Consider the following 24,016-nt stretch of genomic DNA (forward strand, 5'->3'; position numbering starts at 1 on the left):
ACCTTGAAGCCACTACAAGGTCAAGGCCGTATTCCGGAGGGACCATGAAAATTGGCGAACTGGCGAAAATCGCCCATTGCACGACCGAAACCATCCGTTTCTACGAAAAAGAGGGCCTGTTGCCCGAAGCGGAGCGCACCGAGGCCAATTACCGCAGCTATTCGGCCCGACACGTCGAACGACTGCGCTTCATCCGCAACTGCCGCGCGCTCGACATGACCCACGACGAAATCCGTGCGTTGCTGCGTCTAACAGACGCACCGGCAGATGGCTGCGGCGGCATCAATACCCTGATCGACGAGCACATTGCGCACGTCGACACGCGTATCGACGAATTGAAGCAACTGAAAGCGCAACTGACCACGTTGCGCGAGCAATGCCACGGCGAGCAGGCCGTTGAAGACTGCGGCATCGTCCAGGGCCTCACCGAAATGGACGTGAGCGCAACGCGCGCGCGGCATACGCATCTGGGTTGAAGCGCTCTGCCCATGCTGCCGGCGCCGCCGGCCATGGCAGTGACAGCATTCCCGGCTGGGCCATTTATCCGGCCCACCCAATAAACAATCGAATCCAGTTGGAGAATCAACGTGTTTACCTGTAGAAACCAGCCCTGCGGCGAGCAGTGGGAAATGTCGGACGTCGTCATCAAGAATGAAGGGCAGGGACTCCTGTTCCGTTGCCCGATGTGCGGCGCGCGTAATTACGTCGAACGTTTCGACGGGGAAGATGGCTCGGTGCTGTACGAGCAGATCGAAGGCCGTCCCGCCACCGGCCCCATGGCCGAATAGTCCCTGGCCTTCAGCCTCATCAGCCTCTTCAGTCGATAGCGAGCCCTCACCTTATGAACACTCCCACCCAAGCCGGCGCGCCGTTTAGCCAGCTACCGCTACCGCCCGCCACGCTCACCAATCTGACGCAGCTCGGCTATGTCGAGATGACGCCGATTCAGGCCGCGAGCCTGCCGATCGCGCTGGCCGGCAACGATCTGATCGCCCAGGCGAAAACCGGCAGCGGCAAGACCGCGGCGTTTTCGCTGGCGCTGCTCAACCGCCTCGACGTGCGCAACTTCGCCGTGCAGGCGATGGTGCTGTGCCCGACGCGCGAACTCGCCGACCAGGTCACGCAGGAAATCCGCCGTCTCGCGCGTGCCGAAGAAAACATCAAGGTGCTGACGCTGTGCGGCGGCACGCCGATGCGTCCGCAAACGGCCAGCCTCGAACACGGTGCGCACATCGTCGTCGGCACGCCGGGCCGGATCATGGATCACCTCGAGCGCGGCAGCCTGCCGTTGCAGTCGCTCAACACGCTGGTGCTCGACGAAGCCGACCGCATGCTCGACATGGGTTTCTTCGACGATATCGCGACCGTCGTGAAGCAATGCCCGAAAGAGCGGCAAACGCTGCTGTTTTCCGCGACGTATCCCGAAGGCATCGTCAAGCTCAGCCAGCAATTCCTGCGTAATCCGAAGGAAGTGAAACTCGCCGAGCGGCACGACAACACCAAGATTCGTCAGCGCTTCTATGAAGTGACCGAAGACCAGCGTCTGCATGCCGTCGGTCTGTTGCTGAACCACTATCGTCCGGTGAGCACGCTGGCGTTCTGCAACACCAAGCAGCAGTGCCGCGATCTGCTCGACTTGCTGCGCGCGCAGGGTTTTCATGCGCTCGCGCTGCACGGCGAACTCGATCAGCGTGAACGCGATCAGGTGCTGATCCAGTTCGCAAACCGCAGTTGCTCGGTGCTGGTTGCCACGGACGTTGCCTCGCGCGGTCTGGACATCGCGGAGCTCGAAGCGGTGATCAACGTCGACGTGACGCCGGACCCGGAAGTGCATGTGCACCGCATCGGCCGCACGGGCCGAGCCGATCAGGAAGGCTGGGCGCTGAGTCTCGCCAGCATGAACGAGATGGGCCGCGTGGGCAGTCTCGAACAGGCGCAAAAGCGTGAGGTCGAATGGCACAAGCTGGCCGATCTCAAGCCGGCGAGCAACGAGCGTCTGCTGCCGCCGATGGAAACGCTGCAGATTCTCGGCGGCCGCAAGGAAAAGATCCGTCCGGGCGACGTGCTCGGCGCGCTCACCGGCGAGGCGGGTTTCGCAGGTTCGCAGATCGGCAAGATCAACGTGACCGAAATGTCGACCTATGTGGCCGTGGAGCGCAGCGTCGCGCGCGACGCATTGCGCAAGCTCAGCGCCGGCAAGGTGAAGGGCAAGAAGGTCAAAGTCCGGATGATGGACGACGCCTGATCCTCGATTAGTTTGCTTTTGACGGCTGCGACCGCCCGGTCGCAGCCGGGTTGTTCTGCAGCACTACTGCGCGCCGTCGTAGCAAATAGCAACAAATCGCAACTTCGCATCACCGCCCCGCATCACATTACGTCATACCTCTGCGGTTTTCGGCGCTCCCCGCGCGGCCGCATTTCCCCCGCTAAACCCCCGATTTCATTGCCTTAGCCTGCCCCAACACGGCATTGCGCGAGCCATGACGTAAACGCATGCCGCGCATGACAAAGTTTCGATTGTGACCGTTCTTTGGCTGATGCCTAATCATCGAACCGGATGGGACCGCCGCGCTGTGGGCGGTCCGCGAATCCGCTGCCGGATGGAGAAAGGGAGAAAGCCTTATGCAGAGCGCCATGCAAGCCCGCTCGAAACTGCCTGACGTAGGCACGACGATTTTTACCGTGATCGGCCAACTGGCCGCGCAACACGATGCGCTGAACCTGTCGCAAGGTGCGCCGAATTTCGCGCCCGACGCGAAGCTGATCGATGGTGTCGCGCAAGCCATGCGCGCCGGTCATAACCAGTACGCGCCGATGGCCGGCATCGCCACCCTGCGCGAAGCGCTCGCCGACAAGGTCGAGACGCTGTACGGCGTGCGCTACGACCCGTCGAGCGAAGTCACGGTGATTGCCAGCGCCAGCGAAGGCCTGTATTCGACGATCAGCGCCCTGGTGCATCCGGGTGACGAAGTGATTTACTTCGAGCCGTCGTTCGATAGCTACGGCCCAATCGTTCGCCTGCAAGGCGCAACGCCGATCCCGATTAAACTGTCGCTCACCGATTTCCGCGTGGACTGGGACGAGGTCGCCGCCGCGATCACGCCGAAGACGCGCATGATCATCATCAACACGCCGCACAACCCGACCGCGACCGTGTTTAGCGAGGCGGACATTGCGCGTCTGAAGGCCGTGACGCGTAACACCGACATCGTGATTCTCGCCGACGAAGTCTACGAACACGTGGTGTTCGACGGCGCTAAACATCAAAGCATGGCCTGCGATTCTGAACTCGCTGAACGTAGCGTGATCGTGTCGTCGTTCGGCAAGTCGTATCACGTGACCGGTTGGCGCGTCGGCTATTGCCTTGCCCCCGCCGCGCTGATGGACGAGATTCGTAAAGTCCATCAATTCATGGTGTTTTCTGCCGATACACCGATGCAGTACGCGTTTGTCGATGCGCTGGCCAATCGCGAGAGCTATCTCGGCCTGTCCGTGTTTTATCAGAAGAAGCGCGATCTGCTCGCCCATGCGTTGCGCGAGTCGCGCTTCGAATTGTTGCCGAGCGAAGGCAGCTTCTTCATGCTCGCGCGTTTCCGCGGTTTCTCCGAGGAAAGCGATAGCGACTTCGTGCTGCGCCTGATTCGCGATGCGCGCGTTGCGACGATTCCGCTGTCGGCGTTTTATACCGACGGCACAGATTCAGGTTTGATCCGCCTGAGCTTCTCGAAGGACGACGCGACCTTGATCGAAGGCGCGCGGCGGTTGTGCGAAATCTAATTTGACAGCAGTATGATCGTCGCGCGATCACGTCGTTACGCATCAGCGCGCAGCATGCTGCGTTACAACAATATCGAAGGAAAAGGGACCCGTTATGAAATTGCTCAAGCCTTTAATGGCATTGGCCTGCGCATTCGCGTCGATTGCTGCATCGTCAGCCGCGATCGCTGCCGACACCTCGACGCTGCGTTTCGGACTCGAGGCGCAGTATCCGCCGTTCGAATCGAAAGGGCCGAACGGTGAGTTGCAAGGTCTCGACATCGACGTCGGCAATGCCGTGTGCGTCGCTGCGCACATGACGTGCAAATGGGTCGAAACCTCGTTCGACGGCTTGATTCCCGCGCTGCAAGGCCGCAAGTTCGACGCGATCAATTCGGCCATGAACGCCACCGAGCAGCGTCGTCAGGCGATCGATTTCACGACGGTCGTGTATCGCGTGCCGACGCAACTGATCGCGAAGCGTGACAGCGGTTTGCTGCCGACGCCGGAATCGTTGAAGGGCAAACGCGTCGGCGTGTTGCAGGCGTCGATTCAGGAAACCTTCGCGAAGGCGCATTGGGAACCGGCGGGTGTCACCGTCGTGCCGTATCAGGATCAGAACCAGGTCTATACGGATCTGCTGGCGGGCCGGCTTGATGCGACGCTCGTTCTCGCGCCGGCCGGCCAGACGGGATTTCTGTCGAAGCCTACCGGCAAGGACTACGCGTTCGTCGGGCAGCCGGTGCGCGATGACAAGATTCTCGGCAGCGGCATCGCCTACGGGATTCGCAAAGGCGACACCGCGTTGCGGGATCAGTTGAACGCAGCGATCGCGAAGGTTCAGGCCGATGGCACCGTGAAGACGCTGGCGGCGAAGTATCTCGGCAATATCGACATCACGCCGAAGTAACTTATTGACCGTATTATTGACCGTGCGCGGCGGGTGCCGCGTGACGATCGGCGCCGCGAAATTCGTTTTCGGCGTCGATCATGCGGCGCTTGAGCATTGGCACGTTGTTCACTACGCGCAAGCTCGTGCGCATGGCGCTCAACGCCATTCTTCCGACCACCGGCCGATGCAACGCGCCGCGCGCGTCGAACTGCTTGCGCGATTCCGCGACCGCGTGAAAACCGTAGCGGCGCATCTCCTCTTCGTAACCCGCTACGGCGTCGTGGCCCGACAGCTTGCCCTGTTGTGCGTCGGCGAGACGCGCAGCGAGTAGTGCGGCATCACGCAGCGCGGTATTCGCACCGACGCCGCGGCCCGGCGTCATCAGATGCACTGCGTCACCCAGAACCGTGACGTTGGTGGTCGGCCAAGCGTCGACAGGAACCGATGTGCGCACTTCGACGCTGAAGGTGGTGGACGGGTCCGATGCGCGAATCAGGGCGCGTAGATTGGGATGCCAGCCATCGGTGATCTGCGTCGCGAGCGCGAGTAGTGCGGCCGGTCCCAGCGGTTTGGGGTCGGCCGGCAGGTTGTGCAGTGCGCCCCAGATACCCCACATCAGATAGTCGCGCGTGTTGTCGTAGAGCAATCCGGGCCAGCCCGAGAGCAACTCGGCGTCGTTGCTGCCGATGCCTTCCTTCATTCCGCCGCCGTCCGCGCGCCACGGAAATTCCATCACATGGATGATGCCGCCATAGCCCTTTGGCGCGTTGATCAGCGTAATGCCGTCGAGCACCTTGGGCGGCAGCAGCGCGCGTGATGTTTCGTCCATCGGCACCTTCGCGCCGATGCTGACGATGCCGGTGTTTTCAAGCTTCGCGTGCGGCAGGAGTTGGCGGCGCACCTTCGAACGCGCGCCGTCCGCACCGATCAGCAGATCGGCGCTCACGTGCGTGCCATCCGCGAAATGCACGGTGACGCTGCCGTCGGCGTTCTGCTCGTACGACGTGAACGTCTTGTCGAAGTGCAATTGCGCTTCGAGACCTGTCAGCAGGACTTGCCTGAGCGTCATCCGGCTGACCGATTTGCCGCCGCTCATCGATTCGTCTTCGAGTGGCACGGTGAGCAATTCGGTCATGCGCTCGGTCAGGATGTTGAAGTGGCCGGGTGTGCGCGCGCAGGTCGCGAGAAAGGTTGCATAGAGTTCGGGCGGAAGACACGCTTCCAGCGACGCGAGCCCGTGCGGATTGATGCCGACGCGATAGCCCTGCAAACCGTCAGCACGTGTGCGGTCGCGTTCGTAGACATTTACGTTGATGCCGGCGCGCTTCAACCCGTGCGCCAGACAGAGGCCGCCTGTGCCGGCCCCGATCACGATCACCTCCATGGGTTCACGACTCATGACTTCGCCTCCTTCTTTGTGGCAGGTTGGACAAGCCGGTACTTGTATTCACCGGCCGGCAGCGTGAAACGTTGAGCGATTTCTTCTATCCATTCCTGGCTCCAGGTGAGCGTGCCAGCTTTCAGATCGGTCACCACGCTGCGAACCCATTCCAGCTCGACAACGAGTTGCGCGCGCACGAGTTCAACTTCGAGCAGGAACAGCCGCGGCACTTCCATCTGGGTGGCTTGTGCGGTGGCTTCATCGAGCCGGGCCAATTCCCGCTCAAGCGCGCCGATGCGGGTATCGAGCTGACGGCACACGTCTTCGGGCGAGAGCAGCGGCAGAAGCGAGAGCGCGGCCGGAAAGGCCGGGAAATCGCGGGTGCGCTGCGCAAGCTGTTCGCGCAGCCACAGACGCCCGGTGTCGCGGCCGGCTTCGGTGATTTCATAGACCGTGCGTTCGGGGAACGCGCCGTCGCGCTCCGTCTCGCGGATGGCGATCAGGTCGCCGCGCACCAGGCGATCGATGGTCTGGTACAGGCTGTTGCGCTGGCCAACGTTGATGACCTCGTCCTTGCCGCGTGCCTTGATGAGCTGCTGCATCCGGTACGGATGCATCGGGGTTTCAGTCAGCATGGCGAGGACAGCGAGGGCGAGCGGAGAGTGGCGGACCATAGTTAAAGTGGCTGCAGGCTAGTCTTTGTTGATCTAGTCATAATATAACTATGTGTTTTGAGATTGGCAAGCGTGAAATGTCGGGGGTTCCTGCGGGTGCGATGCTTTCGACGCTGGTCCGTGGCGGTTTGGACCGTTACGATGTGGTTCGCGCCGACGTGCACAGGCGACGAAGTTGCGATGAAATAAAGCGCCTGACCGAGGAGCACACGATGAGCGGGACGAATGACCGGGATGATTCAGCGGTGTTGGCTGCGGCGCCGAAATTCTGGCGCGATGACGCGTTGCCGTTCATCGAGGCGCGTTCCATCGAAGACGGCCGTGAGGTCTGCTATGCCAAACACTCGCACGAGACGTTCTCGATCGGCGCCGTCACCGGCGGGCGTAGCGTGTACGTGAATCGTCACGCGAGTGAATGGATCGGCGCCGGTGCGGTCGTGATGATGAATCCCGATGACGTGCACGCGTGCAACCCGGTTGCCGACGAGCGCTGGTCGTATCGGATGCTGCATGTTGACGTTGATTGGCTCACAGGTCTGCAACACGACCTGGGTTTCAGCGACAACCACGCGTTTAGCGCTTTCTCACAGACCATGACGACCGACCCGGCGTTGTTCGGCGGTTTGAACCGTCTCTACGCGATTCTCGTCGACGACGACAGCGCGCTCATGCGCAAGGAAAGCGCTGCGCTCACGTTCTTCTCGGAAGTCCAGCAGAAGTTGAATCCGGCGCCCTTGCCGGATCACGATGCGAGCGGGCAACTCGCGCGAGCCGCGGAATTCATCGCCGAAAATTGCACCCGTGCGCTGAAGCTGGAGGATGTTTGCGAAGCGGCTGAGCTTTCCGCTTCGCACTTGATCCGCGCGTTCAAACAGCGTTACGGCATGACGCCGCACGCGTATCTGATCAACCGACGCATCCAGTTCAGCCGCGCGCAACTCCGGCGCGGCCACCCGATAGCGGACGTTGCGCTCGACGCGGGCTTTGCCGATCAGGCGCATTTGCAGCGGACTTTCAAGCGGCTGGTCGCCGCAACGCCGGGGCAGTATCGCAGTTGAATTGCGGACGCGTGTTTCGCGTCACGCTATCAGCAGATACAACGCGCTAGCCGCGAGCAAAACCGCCATCACACGATTGAAAAACCTCACGCGCTTCGGCTCCTGCAAGTATCGACGCAGGAACGTGCCGGCATACGCCCAACTGGCAATCGACAGATAGCAAACCACGAAGTACACGACGGTGAATTGCCAGACGAGCCGGCCATCGCCATCGGCCGCGTAGGCGCCCATGCCGGCTAGCGACGCGAGCCACGCCTTCGGATTGAGCCATTGCATCGCAGCGCCGTAGGCGAAGGATGGCCCGCGAGTGGGCTTGTCGGCGCCAAGCTTGCCGTCGTCGACGGCGAGTTTGTAGGCCATGTAAAGCAGGAACCCGACGCCCGCCCATTTGACGATGTCGATCAGATTGGGGAAATGCGCGAGTAGCTCGTGCAGCCCCAGACCGATGAGCAACAACAGCAGCGTGAACCCGACGGTCGCACCGGTCACATGCCGCATGCTCGCGGCGAAACCATGCTGTGCGCCGGCGCTCAGCGCGACGACATTGACCGGCCCAGGAGAAATCGACGAGGCCAGCGCAAAGGCGGCCATGGAGAGTAAGACGGTCATCTGATGCCTCGATACGTGAGTGCGCGGGATTTGCGACGCTCAACGGTATCGGGCAGCGGAGTGGGGTGTATTGAAGGAAATTGCTTTCAATGCAGCGTAGCCGCAGCGCCGCAGCATTTCTTGAATTTCTTGCCGCTGCCGCAAGGACACGGGTCGTTGCGGCCCACCTTGGGTTCGGTGCGCTGCATCGCGGCGGCGAGCTTTCGCTCGTGCACAGCCTGGCGGTGCGGAAGCCAGAAACGATAGATCGCGGCGACGCTGGCGGGAATCTGTTTGGTGAGGGTTTCACGCTGTTCTGGCGTGTCGATCAACTGCTGCTCTTCCGGCGTAAGCTCCTCTGAGCCCATCAGGTGTAGCGGATTCAACCATTCCCGACCCTGCTCGCTATCGAACAGCGCTTGCCAGTCCGCCCGAACCGCGGACAGGCCCTGCATGAAGCCGAAAGCCCACGCTTCGCCGTCGATGTATTCGCGTTCATTGTCGTCAACGCGGCAGAAGCCGAACACCGGTTCGAACTCATCGGGGTCATCTTCCAGGCTGACGATGATGCCGTTCATGTTCCGCAAGATCAGCCCGAGAATGTGCTGTGCCTGATCCATGGTTTCGAATGCAGGTGCGTCAGCCTCGCTCGGCCCCCAGACACCCGGTAGCCAGTAACTGGGCGGCACGGTAGTCGGTCCGATGGCCATCGCAGTCAGATACCCGTCGAGCCCCTCGATCGTCAGCGTCTCTTCCGACGTTACGTCGGAAACCAGAAACTCATCGAGTTCGTCGAACTCTTTTTCGGAGAGCGGCGTAGCCAGATCGGCGGGATTGAGTTTTGATTTGGACATGGCGAGGCTCCGGCGCTTCGAATCATGGGTCACGATGGCAGGTCGGGGAATGCGGAGTCGGCTTGCTCGCACGGCGCCCGTGCCGCAGAGCGCAAAGCAAAAAGCCCAGTCGCAAGGACCGGGCTTTTTGTCGAATGCTTTGGTGGGGCGTGAGTGACTCGAACACTCGACCTACGGATTAAGAGTCCGCTGCTCTACCAACTGAGCTAACGCCCCCAACAGAAGCGAAATTATGCCGAAACTTTCCGAGATTGCCAAGCCCCTTTAGCAGATTTCTTAAAAAATCTGGAAGGTCGGCGACCCGGCACCTGCGCTGCCGGCCGTCACGCACCGGGACGGCGCGCGGCTCGCCGTCCCGGTATCATGTCGCGGACACCTGCCGCGCGAAGCGTCGCGCGGCTTTCGACCGGGGACCGCCATGGATGATAAAGAGATTAACGAGCTGCTCGACCGCATCCTCGCGCCCTGGGTCCGCGCGCTCACGCTGACCCCGGTCAAGGTCGACGAAGAAAGTGCGACGTTGCGCCTGCCGTTTTCCGGCGGACTGCGTCATTCCGGCGGGGTGATCTGCGGCCAGGTCTTCATGGCGGCCGCCGATACGGCGATGATCGTCGCGATTTCGGCCGCGCTCGGCGGCTTCAAGCCGATGAGCACCGTCTCGCTCAACATCAGTTTCATGCGCGCGGTGCGCAACGGCGACGTGCTGATCACCGCGCGCGTGCTGCGCATGGGCCGCAATCTCGTGTTCGGCGAAGTCGAGTTATTCGACGAAGCCGGCAACATGGCCGTCCACGCCACCACCACCTACGCTCTGCTCGACTGACACCTGAAACGGGCCAGCAAGCCGTATTAGAGGAAAAAGCCAAGATGTTCGATCAGGTCGTATTCGCCGGCGGCGGCAATCGCTGCTGGTGGCAGGCGGGATTCTGGGACGTGGTGCAGCCGGAACTGGATATCCGTCCGCGCGTCATCGCTGGCATTTCGGCCGGCGCCGCCACTGCGTGCATGCTCTACACGCGCGATTCCGACTGGGTCATGCGCTATTACGAAGACGCGCTGCGCCACAACACCCGCAATGCCTACTGGGGCAATCTGCTGCGTGGCGAATCGGTGTTTCCGCATTACCGGATCTACCGGCAGGCGTTGCTCGATATCTACCGCGACAAATTTTCCACGCTCGCCGACGCGCCTGAAATCCGCATCGGCGTGTCGCACCTGCCGCGCTGGCTTGGCGCGCGCAGTGCAGTTGCCGCAGGCCTGATCGCGTACAACATCGAGAAATACGTGCGTAAGACGCTGCATCCGACATTGGGTCAGACGCTCGGCTTTCATCCGGAATTCGTGCGAGCGCAGGATTGCGCGAGCGTCGAGGATCTCGCCGATCTGATCCTGCAATCGTCGAGTACGCCGCCGTTCACGCCGGTTTTGCGGCGCAATGGCCGGCCGGTGCTCGACGGCGGAATGGTCGACAACGTGCCGGTCGGCGCGCTCGACGCCGATGCGCCCGGCAACGTGCTGGTGATGGTCACGCGCCTTTATCCGCGGCCGCAGATGTTCGTCGTGCCGCACGGCGTGCAGCAACGGCTCTACGTGCAACCGTCGCGCAAGGTGCCCATTTCGAGTTGGGATTACACGAGCCCTTCGCAGATGGTGCACGCGTACAACCTCGGTCGCACCGACGGCGAGGCCTTTCTGGAACGCATGCCCGATCTGCTGGAAGCCGCCGCGCACGAAGCGCGCTGAGGTGAGCTGCGGCGCGGGACTAACGCCGAAAATTAACGCCGGCGCCCGCCCTGCAACGCTTCCGGATTCGCCACGCTGGCCGTGTCGCCGGCGTCGAAAGCCAGAATGTTCTGGAATGCAGCGGTGAAATACAACTCATAGCTCTCGCGCTCCACGTAGCCGATGTGCGGCGTGCAGATCACGTTCTCCATGCGCAGCAAGCTGTAGCCCTGCAGAATCGGCTCGCTTTCATAGACGTCGATCGCGACCATCCCCGGACGGTTGTGCGACAACGCACTGACGAGTGCGTTGTCGTCGAGCAGTTCGGCCCGGCTCGTGTTCACGAGCAACGCAGTCGGCTTCATCCGCATCAGGTCTTCCTGCTTGACGATACCGCGCGTGTCGTCATGCAGTCGCAGGTGCAACGACAGCACATCGCTTTGCTCGAACAACGCCTCGCGGCTCTCGGCCACGCCATAGCCGTCCGCGCGCGCCGCTTCGCGCGAATGCTCGCGACCCCAGATCAGCACGTTCATGCCGAACGCCTTGCCGTATCCGGCAACCAGCCGGCCGACCTTGCCGTAACCCCAAATCCCCAGCGTCTGACCGCGTAACACCTGGCCCAAACCGAAGTTCGGCGGCAGCACCGATGTCTTCAGGCCGGACTGCTGCCAGGCCCCTTGCTTAAGGTTTGCTACGTATTGCGGAATCCGCCGTTGAGCGGCCATGATGAGGGCCCACGTCAGTTCGGCCGGCGCGATCGGTGAGCCGCTGCCTTCCAGCACGGCAATACCGCGCTCGGTACAGGCTGCCAGATCGATATGGCTGGAGACTTTGCCGGTTTGGCTGATCATGCGCAAACGCGGCAACTTGTCGAGTAGTTGCGAGCTGATGCGGGTGCGTTCGCGGATCAGGACGAGTGCGTCGACTTCGGAAAGACGGCTCGCCAGTTGGCCGAGACCGCGGACTGTGTTGTTGAAAACCTTGACCTCATGGTCGGCCAGCAGTTGAAAGCAGTCGAGCTTGCGGACGGCGTCCTGGTAATCGTCGAGGATGGCAATCTTCATGGTATGTGTCTTGCGGCGCACCATAGCGGTGCGGAACGGAGTGTTATGCTGACTGTCCCACCATGTGACCCAGGTCACATGCCGGTCTGGCTGGATGCCTTACCGTAGAAGTTGCCGCGTAGAACGGCAGCGCCACGGCAAGGCCGATTGACATCGTTTTTAACAGTTTGTTGCGTGTTGAGGCAAGTCGCTTTACAGACGGTTGCAGAAGGCCGTCGGCGGGAACCTCCGTGCAACAGGCTGTGTGGCCCATGATGACCTGCACAAATTGCGCGTCGGCTTGTAGAAATGTCGTCGCGATGAATTGAACGCCTCTCGCATGCAGCGTCACTGGGCTTGTACCGTTTTTCTATTGCTTTCAAAACGGAGACAGGTCGATGAATCATCCCTCATTCGAAGGACAGCCCACTATCGAGGCGTCCGCAGGGGCGCCCGAGTGGGTCAAACACCGAAAACTGATCGACTGGGTCCAGCGCGTTGCCGCCAGGACCAAGCCCGATCGAATCGTCTGGTGCGACGGTTCACAGGAAGAGTACGACCGCCTGTGTGCCCAGATGGTCGAAGCCGGCACCCTCAAGAAGCTCAATCCCGCCAAACGTCCCAATTCCTATCTGGCATGGTCCGATCCGTCGGACGTGGCGCGTGTCGAAGACCGTACCTTCATCTGCTCGCAGCGTCGTGAAGATGCCGGGCCAACCAACAACTGGATCGAACCGGCTGAGATGCGCTCGACGCTCAACGGCCTCTTCGACGGCGCCATGCGCGGCCGCACCATGTATGTGGTGCCGTTCTCGATGGGGCCTCTCGGTTCGCCGATCGCGCACGTCGGCGTCGAGTTGAGCGACAGCGCGTACGTGGTGACCAACATGCGCATCATGACGCGCATGGGTCGCCAGGTGTACGAGGTGCTGGGCGAAGACGGCGAGTTCGTGCCGTGCGTGCACTCGGTCGGCGCGCCGCTTGCGGCGGGCGCGAAAGACGTGCCGTGGCCGTGCAACGAGACCAAATACATCGTCCATTTCCCCGAATCGCGCGAGATCTGGAGCTACGGCTCGGGCTACGGCGGCAATGCGCTGCTCGGCAAGAAGTGCTTCGCGCTGCGCATCGCCTCCACGATGGGCCGCGACGAAGGCTGGCTCGCCGAACACATGCTGATTCTCGGCGTGACGTCGCCGCAAGGACATAAGCATCATGTCGCGGCGGCGTTTCCGTCTGCTTGCGGCAAGACCAACTTCGCGATGCTGATTCCGCCGGAAGGCCTGAATGGCTGGAAAATCTCCACGATCGGCGACGATATTGCGTGGATCAAGCCGGGTAAGGACGGCCGTCTGTACGCGATCAACCCGGAGGCGGGGTATTTCGGCGTCGCGCCGGGCACGAGCGAAAAGACCAACTTCAACGCAATGGCCACGTTGAAGGAAAACGTCATCTTCACGAACGTCGCGCTGACCGACGACGGCGACGTCTGGTGGGAGGGCATGACCGACGAGCCGCCCGCGCACCTGATCGACTGGCAGGGCAAGGACTGGACGCCGGCGAGCGCGAAGGAGAGCGGGCGCAAGGCCGCGCACCCGAACGCACGGTTCACGGCGCCGGCTTCGCAATGTCCGTCGATCGATGCCGACTGGGAGAACCCGGCAGGTGTTGCGATTGACGCGTTCATTTTCGGCGGCCGCCGTTCCACCACCGTGCCGCTCGTCACGGAAGCGCGCAACTGGGTCGAAGGCGTCTACATGGCGGCCACCATGGGCTCGGAAACGACCGCGGCGGCGGCGGGGCAGCAGGGCGTGGTGCGCCGCGACCCGTTCGCAATGCTGCCGTTCTGCGGCTACAACATGAGCGACTACTTCGGGCACTGGCTGAAAACCGGCGAGCGTCTCGAGAAACTGAACGCAAAGCTGCCGAAGATCTTCTGCGTCAACTGGTTCCGCAAGGGCGCGGACGGCAAGTTCGTCTGGCCGGGCTTCGGCGAGAACATGCGGGTGTTGAGCTGGATGGTCGGGCGCATCGAAGGCAAGGCGCAAGGTGAAGAGCACGCGTTCGGCGTGTCGCCGCACTATGAAGACATCGACTGGCGCGGCCTGGATTTCAGCCGCGAGCAATTCCAGCAGGTGATCTCGGTCGACGACGCAGCTTGGCGCGCCGAACTCGCGCTCCATACCGAGCTATTTGACACGTTGCAGCAAGGCCTGCCGCCGGCTTTGACGCAGACCAAGCTCACACTCGAAGGAAAGCTCGCTGCCTGACTAGGTGAGCGGTCACTTCGCACAGAAGCCGCCTTCGGGCGGTTTTTCTTTGCCGGTCCGACGCCGAATCGGGATTTTTTCTGATTTCACAATGCCGGGACGACCGTTGCATCTGTTCGAACAAAAAAGACAGTGCAAGCTGCGGTGCAGCAGATTGTTGCTCTCGTCGGAACAATCGAGATGCGTGCCCTACATTGAGGGACACAGTCGCACAAATATCGACAATATTTCCGCTTTCGCGGGCAACTTCTGCACGATTTCGCGAGTCGTAGGAGAATTCCAAGTTCGCTTCACTGGTTTTCACTAATTGTCAGGAAGCAGTAACACGGCAGGAGTTGTCTTATGGATCATTTGCAGTCGATGCGAGTTTTCGTCAAAGTGGCGGATCTCGGCAGTTTTGCCCGCGCTGCGAGCGCGATGGATATTTCCAACGCAGTTGCCACCCGTCACGTTGCCGATCTCGAAGGCCGTCTTGGTACGCGGCTGCTCAATCGCACAACCCGCAGCTTGTCTCTGACCGAATCCGGCCAGGTTTATCTCGAGCGCGCGCGCCAGATTCTCGACGAACTGGAAGACGTCGAGCAGATGGTGGTCGCGCGCAATCACGAACCCGTCGGCACGCTGCGCATAGTCGCACCGGTCGTGTTTGGGTTGCATAACCTTGCGCCCGTGCTGCAAACCTACGCGGAGCGCTATCCGAAAGTCATTCCCGATGTCACGCTGGTCGACCGTCAGGTTGATCTGGTCGAAGAAGGTTTCGACGTCGGTGTGGTGGTCACGCGGCAGATGCGCAGCGCGAGCATTGTCACGCGGCGCTTGACCACCGGTTGCATGACGGTATGCGCGACGCCCGCGTATCTGGAAAAGCACGGCACGCCCACGCGTCCCGAGCATCTGCTCGAGCACCCGTGCCTGAGCTTGCCGTCCGAGTATTGGGGCGACGAGCGGGTGTTCACGGGTTCGGAGGGCGAAGTGCGCGTGCGGCCGGTCAACGTCATCGTGGCGAACAACACGGAGATGCTGCGGCAGTTCGCGCTGCTCGGCATGGGCATCGCGATTCTGCCGAGCTACCTGATCGGCCGTGACATGACGCGCGGCAGGCTCGTGCGTTTGCTCGGCGATTTCCGTTTGCCGCAGGTCGAGATCAACATCGCGTATCCGAGCCGCCGTCACTTGCCGGCGAAGGTGCGTACGTTCATCGATCATCTGGTGGAGCATTTCAGCCAGACGCCGAACAGTCTGCTCGGTGAACAGTGGATCAAGGACGGGCTTGGCAGGCCCGCCACGTCCGCCGCGCTCGATTCAGCGGATCCCATGCCGCCGGAAGCGTTCGATGGCGCTGAGCCGCTGTCACGGCTGCTGGATAGCGAGTTGTCGCCGCTGCCGAAGACTTTGGCAAAGACGACGAATCGTCCGCGGCCCACCGCTCTGTCGCCGCTGTAACTAGTCGGGCGATGGTGCCGGCAGCGCTTGAGGCAAGCGCTGCCGGGCCGACAAATAAAAAGGCGCAGTCACGGAAGTGACTGCGCCTTTTTTATCGGCAAGTTCGAAGCTGGCTGGAAGCAGAATACCCTCCAGCCTCCGCCCGAATTACGAGCCCGTCTTGCGTGCTACTGCTTTCTTAGCCGGCGCCTTCTTGGCAGCGGCGGTCTTTTTCGCAGCCGCCGTCTTCGTAGCGGGCGCTTTCTTCGCTGCGGCCTTTTTGGCGGGCACTGCCTTCACTGCGACCGGTGCGTCTTCGTCATCAGACTCCGGCGCTGCCTTCGCTGCAGTCTTGGCCGCCGCGGTTTTCGCTGCGGTCTTGGCCGACGGCTCTTTCTTCTCGAATTCGAAGCCGATCTTGCCGTCGTTCTGCTTGACGAGGAACGCCTTGAAGTTGCGGCCGGTGCGCGACGACTTGAAGTTCGTCAGCAGGTCGGTGCGTCCTTCCTCGAGCAACTTTGACATCTGGTCTCGGGCGATTTCCTGCTGCAGAATCACCTTGCCCGAGCGGAAGTCACAAGTCTTCGGATTCGCAACCGAGTTCTCGCAGACATAGCTCATGCCGTGTTCGAACACACGGCCCTTGCACTTCGGGCACGCGCCGACTGCCTCTTGATCGGAGAAGTCAGGCGGTTCACCGTCTTCGCCGCCGGAGTCCTGACCGAAGTCGAACTCGAGCTTGTAGTTCTTGATCTCGTCATCGAGTGAGAGCTTGAGGATCGCGGAGAACGGGCGGCCCATCTTGCTGCGGAAACCCGACAGCGGTCCGATCGTCTTGTTCTGCAGCAACTCTTCAACTTCCGGGATTTCGAACTGGCGGCCGCCCGGAATCTTCGAGATCGAAAACTCGCACTTCGAGCATGCGAAGCGCCGGTAGTTTTCCTTCACCTGACCGCCGCAATTCGGACACGGCGTTTGCAACGTCGCGTAATCACCTGGGATCGTGTCGGAATCGTATTCCTTCGCGCGCTTGACGATGGTTTGCGTCATGCGGGCGATTTCCTGCATGAACGCGTCGCGCGGCAGGTTGCCACGCTCCATTTGCGAGAGCTTGTATTCCCACTCGCCGGTCAATTCCGGCGCGGTCAGTTCCTTCACGCCGAGACCGCGCAGCAGCGTCATCAACTGGAATGCTTTGGCGGTCGGAATCAGATCGCGGCCTTCGCGGATCAGATACTTTTCGCCGAGCAGCCCTTCGATGATGGCGGCGCGCGTGGCCGGCGTGCCGAGCCCCTTGGCCGCCATGGCTTCGCGCAATTCGTCGTCTTCGACCAGTTTGCCCGCGCCTTCCATGGCCGACAGCAAGGTCGCTTCGTTGTAGCGTGCGGGCGGTTTCGTCACCAGTTGCTGGGCGGCGATCTTGTCCGTCTTGACCTTCTCGTCCTTCTGCACCGGCACGAGGTTCGCGTCTTCGCCGCTGATTTCGCGGCCATAGACCTGCAACCAGCCCGGTTCGACCAGCACCTTGCCTTCAGTCTTGAAGTGATGGCCGACCACTTCCGTGATCCGCGTCGTCACTCGATATTCAGCGGCCGGGAAGAACACCGACAGGAAGCGCTTCACGACCAGGTCGTAGAGCTTCTGTTCCGGCTCGGACAGATTCTTCGGCGCCTGCGCCGTCGGGATGATTGCGAAGTGGTCGCTGATCTTCGAGTTATCGAAGATGCGCTTGTTCGGCTTCACCCAACCCTTGTCGAGCACCTGCTTGGCGTACGGGAGATAGTTGTTGCTCTCCTTGAGCATGCCAAGCGTTTCCTTGACCGTATCCATATAGTCTTCCGGCAACGCGCGCGCGTCGGTCCGGGGATAGGTCAGCACCTTGTGCTTTTCGTACAACGCCTGAGCGAGGCCCAACGTGTTCTTCGCCGAGAAGCCGAAGCGGCCGTTGGCCTCACGCTGCAAGCTGGTCAGGTCAAACAGCGCCGGCGACAGTTGCGTGGACGGCTTTGATTCTTCGGTTACCTTGCCGATCTGGCCGCGGCAGGCGGCGACGATCGTTTCGGCCGCGGGCAGTGCCCACAGGCGCGAATCGCGTTTTTCCGGATCGAACTCGTCGCGCTTGAATTGCGGATCGAACCAGCGGCCTTCGTAGAAACCGGCCGCGCAGACGAACTCCGCCTTCACTTCCCAATAATCGCGCGGCACGAAGCGGCGAATCTTTTCTTCGCGCTCGACAACGATCGACAGCGTCGGCGTCTGCACCCGCCCGACCGTGGTCAGGAAGAAGCCGCCGCCCTTGCTGTTGAACGCCGTCATGGCGCGCGTGCCGTTGATGCCGACCAGCCAGTCCGCTTCCGAGCGGCAGCGCGCCGCATCCGCGAGCGGCTGCATTTCTTCGTCGCTACGCAGACGCGCAAAGCCGTCACGGATCGAGCCGGCTGTCATCGACTGAAGCCACAGGCGCTGTACCGGTTGCTTGGCTTTCGCGTGCTGCGCGATCAGGCGGAAAATCAGCTCGCCCTCGCGCCCAGCGTCACATGCGTTGATCAGACGATCGACGTCTTTACGCTTGAGCAGCTTGGTCAGCACCTTCAGGCGCGACTCGCTCTTGGCGATCGGATTCAGATCGAAGTGCGGCGGAATGACGGGCAGGTTGGCGAAACTCCACTTGCCGCGTTTGACTTCATAGTCTTCGGGCGCGGCGATTTCCAGCAAGTGGCCGACTGCCGAGGAAAGGACGTAGTCGTCGCTTTCGTAGTATTCGTCATGCTTGGTAAAGCCGCCCAAAGCGCGCGCGATGTCGTTCGCGACGGAAGGCTTTTCGGCGATGATCAGTGCTTTGGACATGACTCGATGTGAGGTTGGTAGATCCGGGTTGATGGCCTTGAGTGCGCATTTATTAGCGCGACCCTCGTTTGCGACCTTTGCGACCCAATAACGACCGCTTTATAGCACACGGCGCCAGCGCGGCGTGTCAAGTGCCATAAAAAGCGCGCCATGATAATTGCGCGCTCAGTAACTGGGCAAGCTGCGGAAAACGCGCTGTGTGTCGCTCGCAACGCCCGTGCCACAAGGTTCAGCGGCCGGCGCCCACATTCACGCGACGGCGAGCGCGGGCCGCAGTTTGGGCGCGCCGCTGACGCCGGGCACGGCCGTCAGATCGGACAACATCCGCTCCACAATCGCCGCCTGCGGCAAAACCGTGCCAAAAAAACGTGTCGTTACTGAGTCTTCGATCAGGATGGTCGGGAAATTTTCGACATCCAGATCGTCGAAGCGGTCCGCATGGGTTTCGATGTCGATCCATGCGAAACAGATCTCCGGATGCTTATCGGCCAGCCGGTCGAAGGCGTCCCGATACTCACGACAGGTTCCGCACCACTCCGCGCACAGGCAGGCCACGAACAGCGTGTCGGGTTCGTTGACGCGCTCGGCGATCCGGTCTTGGTCGGTGTCGAGATTCAGCGCGGGCATGGTGGTTCCTTGCGTACTTTTGTCAGGTGCTTTGGCGCGAATGTAGCATGGCCGATCCCGAATGGTGGTCAACCCTGGTCGATGCGGGGTCAGCCGTGGGTGGCTCGCGTGAAGCGGCCGCCGGGCAGCGCGGTCACCTGGCCGGCGAGTTCGAGCTGCAGCAGCGTGTTTTGCAATGCCGCGTCCCCCATCTCGGTGCGGGTGGCAAGAATTTCAAGCGTGGCGGGGGCGTGACCGAGTGCGTCGAGGAGTTGCAACGCCTCTGCGCTCATGGCCGGCGGGGCCGCGGATGCTGCCGGCGCAGCCGTCAATTCCGGCTGAGTCGCGGCTGAGGCTGGCGCGGCTGCCGAATCCGGTTGATCTGCCACCGACGCCAGCCCCGTTGAGGAATTTCGCCAGCCCGCCTCGCCGTCCCAAAGAACGGCTTGCCCGCTGGCGGCCTTCGTTGCCACGGGCCTCGAGACGCCCAGTTCCTCCAACACCTCATCGGGCGTTTCCACCAGCTTGGCGCCCTGCTTGATGATCCGATGACAACCGCGCGACAACGGCGCATGGATCGAGCCGGGCAACGCGAAGATATCGCGCCCCATTTCATTGGCGAGCCGCGCCGTGATCAGCGAGCCCGAGCGCATGGCGGCCTCGACGATCACAACCCCGCTGACGAGGCCGGCGATCAAGCGGTTACGCTGTGGAAAATTGGCGGCGCGTGCCGGTGTGCCGAGCGGCCATTCCGACAGGATCGCGCCTTGCATTGCAATCTGCCGCGCAAGTGCATGATGCGCGGCCGGATACACGAGGTCCGCGCCGGTGCCGATTACGGCCACCGTGCTACCGACGCCTTCCAGGCCGCCCCGATGCGCGGCACCGTCGATGCCCAGCGCGAGCCCCGATACGATCGTGACACCGGCCTGCGAAAGCTCGCGCGCGAAGCGCTCCGCGTCTTCAGCGCCTTGCGGTGTCGCGCTGCGGCTGCCCACCAGGGCGACCGCCCTCGTATGCAGCAGATCCAGCCGGCCCTTTATATATAGTAGTGGCGGCGGATCGGGCATGGTCAGCAGCGCGGGCGGGTAGGCGGGATCGTCGAGTGTCACCACGTGGTTGCCGGGCAGCTCGCGCCATGCGATCACCGCGTCGAGTTGCGCATCGAAATCTGGGCTGCACGGCGCCAGCACGGCGCGCGCCGCAGCCTCGCCCGCGATCTCGGCAAGTGCCTCGGGCGATTGATTGAAGATCGCTTCCGGCAGTCCGAAAGCGCCCAGCAGTAGGCGCAGGGCAGCGGGCTTCAGCCCCGGTGCGAGCGAAAGCCGCAGCCACGCGGCGAGTTCAATATCGGTTGCGGGCAAGGTATGCATTGAGAGTCGATCCTCTTACGGAGCCAGCGGGCAGGCGGGCGCCATGCTAAAATTTTCATCATCCGAAATAACTGCAGCGCCGCGCCCACCCGCGCGGGCTCGTCGTTTGGCGCACGTGGCGCGTTGAATCGAACCGGTTCGACAGCCTCTATCCTCTGCGTAACGCGATGTGCCCACAACCTGGCCGAATGGCCAACGCTAGCCTTCCACCGGCAGCGGCGCCGAAAAAACACACTCAAGATCATGGCTTTACTGAACATTCTCAATTACCCGGACAAGCGGTTGCACAAGATTGCGAAGCCGGTCGAAGCGGTCAACGACCGCATCCGCCGGCTCGTCGCCGACATGGCCGAAACGATGTATGGCGCGCCCGGCGTCGGCCTCGCGGCGACCCAGGTGGACGTGCATGAACGCGTGATCGTGATCGACGTGTCGGAAACGCACGACGAGCTGCTCGCCTTCATCAATCCGGAAATCATCTGGTCGAGCGACGAGAAGAAGTTGTCGGAAGAGGGCTGCCTCTCGGTACCGGGCATTTACGACAACGTCGAGCGCGCCGAGAAAGTGCGCGTGCGGGCGCTGAACGAGAAGGGCGAAACCTTCGAGCTGGATTGCGAAGGCTTGCTGGCCGTGTGCATCCAGCACGAAATGGATCACCTGATGGGCCGCGTGTTCGTCGAGTACCTGTCGTCGCTCAAGCAGACGCGCATCAAGAGCAAGATGAAGAAGCTCGCCCACGCGATGTAACGCGCGTCCACCTCGCCTACTGCCCCCTTCATGAGTCATTCGTTGCGCGTCATCTTTGCCGGTACGCCGGAGTTCGCCGCGGCCGCGCTTGCCGCGATTCACAGCGCCGGTTTTCCGGTGCCGCTCGTGCTGACTCAGCCCGACCGGCCCGCGGGACGCGGGATGAAATTGCAGGCGAGTCCGGTCAAACGCTACGCGCAGGAACACGGGCTTGCTGTGGCGCAGCCGCCTTCGCTGCGCCGCGCCGGCAAATATCCGGCCGAGGCCACCGCCGCGATCGATCAACTGCGCGCCACGCCGCACGACGTGATGGTGGTGGCCGCATATGGTCTGATCCTGCCTCAGGAAGTGCTCGATATTCCGCCGCTGGGTTGCATCAACATTCACGGGTCGCTGTTGCCGCGCTGGCGCGGCGCCGCGCCGATCCACCGTGCGATCGAGGCGGGCGACACGGAAACCGGTATCACGCTGATGCAGATGGACGTCGGCCTCGATACCGGCGCGATGATTTCCGAAGTGCGCACACCGATTTCCGCCGACGACACGACGGCCACGCTCCACGACCGCCTCGCACAGGACGGCGCGAAGCTGATCGTCGAAGCACTGATCGAACTCGAGCGTAGCGGCAAGCTGGCGGCAACGCCGCAACCCGCGGACGGCGTGACTTACGCGGAAAAGATCGGCAAGCACGAGGCTGCATTCGACTGGCGTAAGCCGGCCGCGGTCCTTGCGCGTCAGGTGCGCGCGTTCGACCCGTTCCCCGGCGGCGTGGGCACGCTGGAAGACGGTACGTCGATCAAGATCTGGGCGGCGGTCCCGGTCGAGGCGCAAGGCGACACAGCGCCCGGCACGATCGCCGACGTTTCTCCGGAAGGCGTCGTGGTTGCCTGTGGCGAAGGCGCCCTGCGTCTCACGCAATTGCAAAAACCCGGCGGCAAGCGCTTGCCGGTGCGCGAATTCCTGGCCGGCGCCACGTTGGCCGCGGGTCAGCGTTTCCAGCTTCCCGAAACAAAATAACCGCCTTGCGCATAGCTTGAACATCGTCCATTCGGCCGATGTTCAAGAGCCCCGCTGCAAGTCTGCAGCGCGTTAGAATCCTCTATGCAACAGCCCGCGTTTAGAGGATCTCCATGTTTGGCATCACCCATTTCGAGTTTTTCGTCGTCGCGGTCTTTCTGCTGAATGTGACGCCCGGTCCCGATACGGCTTACATCGTCGGGCGCAGCGTCGCACAGGGTCGTGGCGCAGGGCTGATGTCCGCGCTCGGCATCTCCGCCGGTTGCTGCGTTCATTCGCTTGCCTGCGCGTTCGGCCTGACGGCGCTGCTGGCCGCTTCGGCCACCGCATTCACCGTTATCAAGTTCGTCGGTGCTATTTATCTGATGTATCTCGGCCTGCGCCTGATTTTCGCGAAGCCGGCGGCAGACCAGGCGCTGGGTGAAGCGCGCGCGGCCGGCGCGCCGAAATCATTGCGTCAGTTGTTCCTGCAAGGCTTCTGGACCAATGTGCTGAATCCCAAGGTCGTGCTGTTCTTCGTGTCGTTCTTTCTGCAATTCGTCACAACGGGCAGCGACCATAAAGCGCTGGCGTTCCTCACGCTCGGCGGAGTGTTCGTCGTGATGAGCATGATCTGGAACAGTTTTGTCGCGTGGGTTGCCGGCAGCGTGACCCAGCGCTTCTCCGGCCAGCCGTTGATGAAGCGGTGGCTGGACCGCGGCGTCGGCAGCGCATTCGTCGGCTTGGGCATCAAGCTCGCCACCGCATCAAGATGATTGAATTTTCCTCACGCGTCCATATCTAACATTTCGCTTACAATCAGCCGCCGCGATCACGCGGCGCAGATATGAACCCGCGTTAGGGCAAGGAGTAGCAGACATGTTCAATTGGGTCAAAACCGCGATGTTGATGGCCGCGATCACGGCCCTTTTCATCGTGATCGGCGGGATGATCGGCGGGTCGCGCGGCATGACGATCGCGCTCGTGATCGCCCTTGGGATGAATTTCTTTTCGTACTGGTTCTCGGACAAGATGGTCCTGCGCATGTACAACGCGCAGGAAGTCGACGAAAACAGTGCGCCGCAGTTCTATCGCATGGTGCGCGAGCTTTCCACGCGTGCCGGCCTGCCGATGCCGCGCGTCTACCTGATCAACGAAGACGCGCCGAACGCGTTTGCTACCGGCCGCAATCCGGAGCATGCGGCTGTCGCCGCCACCACGGGCATCCTGCGCGTGTTGTCTGAGCGCGAAATGCGCGGCGTGATGGCGCACGAACTGGCGCACGTGAAGCACCGCGACATTCTGATCTCCACGGTTTCGGCGACGATGGCCGGCGCCATTTCTGCACTGGCGAACTTCGCGATGTTCTTCGGCAGCCGCGACGAAAACGGCCGTCCGACGAACCCGATCGCTGGCATCGCTGTCGCGTTGCTCGCGCCGATCGCCGGCGCGCTGATTCAGATGGCGATTTCGCGTGCGCGTGAATTCGAAGCGGACCGCGGCGGCGCGCAGATTTCCGGCGATCCGCAGGCGCTCGCCTCGGCGCTCGACAAGATCCATCGCTACGCGAGCGGCATTCCGTTCCCCACGGCCGAGCAGCATCCGGCCACCGCACAGATGATGATCATGAATCCGCTGGCGGGCGGCGGCATCGCGAATCTGTTCTCGACGCACCCGGCCACCGAGGAACGCATCGCGCGTTTGATGGAAATGGCGCGCACGGGGCGCTTCGAGTAACGGTGCGCTGATCCGGCGATCCGGCGATCCGGCGATCCGGCGATCCGGCG

Annotated in this window: 22 protein-coding genes and 1 tRNA gene; 14 read left to right on the forward strand and 9 right to left on the reverse strand. The window is 62.0% G+C overall.

The genetic code is table 11. The annotated features are described in order from the left end of the window. Positions 1 to 44: 44 nt before the first annotated feature. The 5 genes from cadR (at position 45) to FSO04_RS10615 (ending at position 4,666) form a co-directional block, all read left to right on the forward strand. Entirely contained in the window at positions 45 to 476 is a 432-nt protein-coding gene (cadR, locus tag FSO04_RS10595) for a Cd(II)/Pb(II)-responsive transcriptional regulator (RefSeq protein ID WP_054037094.1), read from the forward strand. A gap of 111 nt (positions 477 to 587) precedes the next feature. Further along, positions 588 to 788: a hypothetical protein gene (locus tag FSO04_RS10600; protein ID WP_028197690.1), complete on the forward strand. Its 201-nt coding sequence runs from the start codon at positions 588 to 590 to the stop codon at positions 786 to 788. 53 nt (positions 789 to 841) lie between these two features. Next, on the forward strand, positions 842 to 2,245 hold the full coding sequence (gene dbpA, locus FSO04_RS10605) for an ATP-dependent RNA helicase DbpA (protein WP_154559653.1): 1,404 nt from the start codon (positions 842 to 844) through the stop codon (positions 2,243 to 2,245). 377 nt (positions 2,246 to 2,622) lie between these two features. Beyond that, the gene (locus FSO04_RS10610) at positions 2,623 to 3,777 is read left to right on the forward strand and encodes a pyridoxal phosphate-dependent aminotransferase (protein ID WP_154559654.1); all 1,155 of its coding nucleotides are present in this window, start codon (positions 2,623 to 2,625) and stop codon (positions 3,775 to 3,777) included. A gap of 94 nt (positions 3,778 to 3,871) precedes the next feature. Further along, a complete protein-coding gene (locus FSO04_RS10615) occupies positions 3,872 to 4,666 on the forward strand; it encodes an ABC transporter substrate-binding protein (RefSeq protein WP_154559655.1) in 795 nt (264 codons plus the stop codon). 13 nt (positions 4,667 to 4,679) lie between these two features. Here FSO04_RS10615 and FSO04_RS10620 read toward each other — a convergent pair whose 3' ends face one another. Continuing rightward, a complete protein-coding gene (locus FSO04_RS10620; protein WP_154559656.1) occupies positions 4,680 to 6,047 on the reverse strand; it encodes an FAD-dependent monooxygenase in 1,368 nt (455 codons plus the stop codon). Next, the gene (locus tag FSO04_RS10625; RefSeq protein ID WP_154559657.1) at positions 6,044 to 6,703 is read right to left on the reverse strand and encodes a PadR family transcriptional regulator; all 660 of its coding nucleotides are present in this window, start codon (positions 6,701 to 6,703) and stop codon (positions 6,044 to 6,046) included. Before FSO04_RS10625 ends, FSO04_RS10620 begins: the two co-directional genes overlap by 4 nt. A gap of 212 nt (positions 6,704 to 6,915) precedes the next feature. On the opposite strand from FSO04_RS10625, the gene FSO04_RS10630 reads away from it, so the two are divergent. Continuing rightward, on the forward strand, positions 6,916 to 7,761 hold the full coding sequence (locus FSO04_RS10630) for an AraC family transcriptional regulator (RefSeq protein WP_154559658.1): 846 nt from the start codon (positions 6,916 to 6,918) through the stop codon (positions 7,759 to 7,761). Between the two features lie 21 nt (positions 7,762 to 7,782). Here the strand turns inward: FSO04_RS10630 and FSO04_RS10635 are convergent, their stop codons facing one another. The 3 genes from FSO04_RS10635 to FSO04_RS10645 all read right to left on the reverse strand — a co-directional run bounded on the left by FSO04_RS10635 (position 7,783) and on the right by FSO04_RS10645 (position 9,419). Next, positions 7,783 to 8,370 carry a LysE family translocator gene (locus FSO04_RS10635; protein ID WP_154559659.1) on the reverse strand — a complete coding sequence of 196 codons (588 nt, stop codon included), beginning with the start codon at positions 8,368 to 8,370 and terminating at the stop codon, positions 7,783 to 7,785. Between the two features lie 86 nt (positions 8,371 to 8,456). Beyond that, on the reverse strand, positions 8,457 to 9,203 hold the full coding sequence (locus FSO04_RS10640; RefSeq protein WP_154559660.1) for a UPF0149 family protein: 747 nt from the start codon (positions 9,201 to 9,203) through the stop codon (positions 8,457 to 8,459). Between the two features lie 140 nt (positions 9,204 to 9,343). Beyond that, positions 9,344 to 9,419 (reverse strand) — tRNA-Lys (locus FSO04_RS10645). 202 nt (positions 9,420 to 9,621) lie between these two features. Between FSO04_RS10645 and FSO04_RS10650 the strand changes: the two genes are divergently transcribed. Next, entirely contained in the window at positions 9,622 to 10,026 is a 405-nt protein-coding gene (locus tag FSO04_RS10650; protein ID WP_028197697.1) for a PaaI family thioesterase, read from the forward strand. 44 nt (positions 10,027 to 10,070) lie between these two features. Further along, complete coding sequence (locus FSO04_RS10655) at positions 10,071 to 10,946, forward strand: patatin-like phospholipase family protein (protein ID WP_154559661.1); 876 nt, start codon at positions 10,071 to 10,073, stop codon at positions 10,944 to 10,946. Positions 10,947 to 10,978: 32 nt separating this feature from the next. Here the strand turns inward: FSO04_RS10655 and FSO04_RS10660 are convergent, their stop codons facing one another. Then, positions 10,979 to 11,992 (reverse strand): D-2-hydroxyacid dehydrogenase family protein, encoded by a 1,014-nt coding sequence (locus tag FSO04_RS10660; protein WP_154559662.1) that lies wholly within the window; start codon positions 11,990 to 11,992, stop codon positions 10,979 to 10,981. Between the two features lie 377 nt (positions 11,993 to 12,369). Here FSO04_RS10660 and FSO04_RS10665 point away from each other — a divergent pair, with 377 nt between their 5' ends. Together FSO04_RS10665 and FSO04_RS10670 are read left to right on the forward strand one after the other, a co-directional pair. Then, entirely contained in the window at positions 12,370 to 14,238 is a 1,869-nt protein-coding gene (locus FSO04_RS10665; RefSeq protein WP_154559663.1) for a phosphoenolpyruvate carboxykinase (GTP), read from the forward strand. Between the two features lie 342 nt (positions 14,239 to 14,580). Further along, a complete protein-coding gene (locus FSO04_RS10670; protein ID WP_097390881.1) occupies positions 14,581 to 15,681 on the forward strand; it encodes a LysR family transcriptional regulator in 1,101 nt (366 codons plus the stop codon). A gap of 147 nt (positions 15,682 to 15,828) precedes the next feature. On the opposite strand, the gene FSO04_RS10675 is transcribed toward FSO04_RS10670, so the two are convergent. The 3 genes from FSO04_RS10675 to dprA form a co-directional block, all read right to left on the reverse strand. Beyond that, positions 15,829 to 18,507, reverse strand: coding sequence for a DNA topoisomerase III (locus FSO04_RS10675; RefSeq protein WP_154559664.1), 2,679 nt, complete (start codon positions 18,505 to 18,507; stop codon positions 15,829 to 15,831). 249 nt (positions 18,508 to 18,756) lie between these two features. Beyond that, the gene (locus FSO04_RS10680) at positions 18,757 to 19,134 is read right to left on the reverse strand and encodes a thioredoxin family protein (RefSeq protein ID WP_097390883.1); all 378 of its coding nucleotides are present in this window, start codon (positions 19,132 to 19,134) and stop codon (positions 18,757 to 18,759) included. Between the two features lie 89 nt (positions 19,135 to 19,223). Then, positions 19,224 to 20,486 carry a DNA-processing protein DprA gene (gene dprA / locus FSO04_RS10685; RefSeq protein WP_154559665.1) on the reverse strand — a complete coding sequence of 421 codons (1,263 nt, stop codon included), beginning with the start codon at positions 20,484 to 20,486 and terminating at the stop codon, positions 19,224 to 19,226. Positions 20,487 to 20,729: 243 nt separating this feature from the next. Here dprA and def point away from each other — a divergent pair, with 243 nt between their 5' ends. The 4 genes from def to htpX all read left to right on the forward strand — a co-directional run bounded on the left by def (position 20,730) and on the right by htpX (position 23,966). Continuing rightward, positions 20,730 to 21,233, forward strand: a complete 504-nt coding sequence (gene def / locus FSO04_RS10690; protein ID WP_154559666.1) for a peptide deformylase — start codon at positions 20,730 to 20,732, stop codon at positions 21,231 to 21,233. 30 nt (positions 21,234 to 21,263) lie between these two features. Beyond that, complete coding sequence (gene fmt / locus FSO04_RS10695) at positions 21,264 to 22,250, forward strand: methionyl-tRNA formyltransferase (RefSeq protein WP_154559667.1); 987 nt, start codon at positions 21,264 to 21,266, stop codon at positions 22,248 to 22,250. A gap of 113 nt (positions 22,251 to 22,363) precedes the next feature. Continuing rightward, positions 22,364 to 23,005: a LysE family translocator gene (locus FSO04_RS10700; protein ID WP_154559668.1), complete on the forward strand. Its 642-nt coding sequence runs from the start codon at positions 22,364 to 22,366 to the stop codon at positions 23,003 to 23,005. A 103-nt stretch (positions 23,006 to 23,108) separates the two neighbouring features. Next, complete coding sequence (gene htpX / locus FSO04_RS10705; protein ID WP_093634626.1) at positions 23,109 to 23,966, forward strand: zinc metalloprotease HtpX; 858 nt, start codon at positions 23,109 to 23,111, stop codon at positions 23,964 to 23,966. Positions 23,967 to 24,016: the final 50 nt, after the last annotated feature.

Origin of the sequence: Paraburkholderia madseniana, assembly GCF_009690905.1 — a bacterium.
Taxonomy (GTDB): Bacteria; Pseudomonadota; Gammaproteobacteria; order Burkholderiales; family Burkholderiaceae; genus Paraburkholderia; species Paraburkholderia madseniana.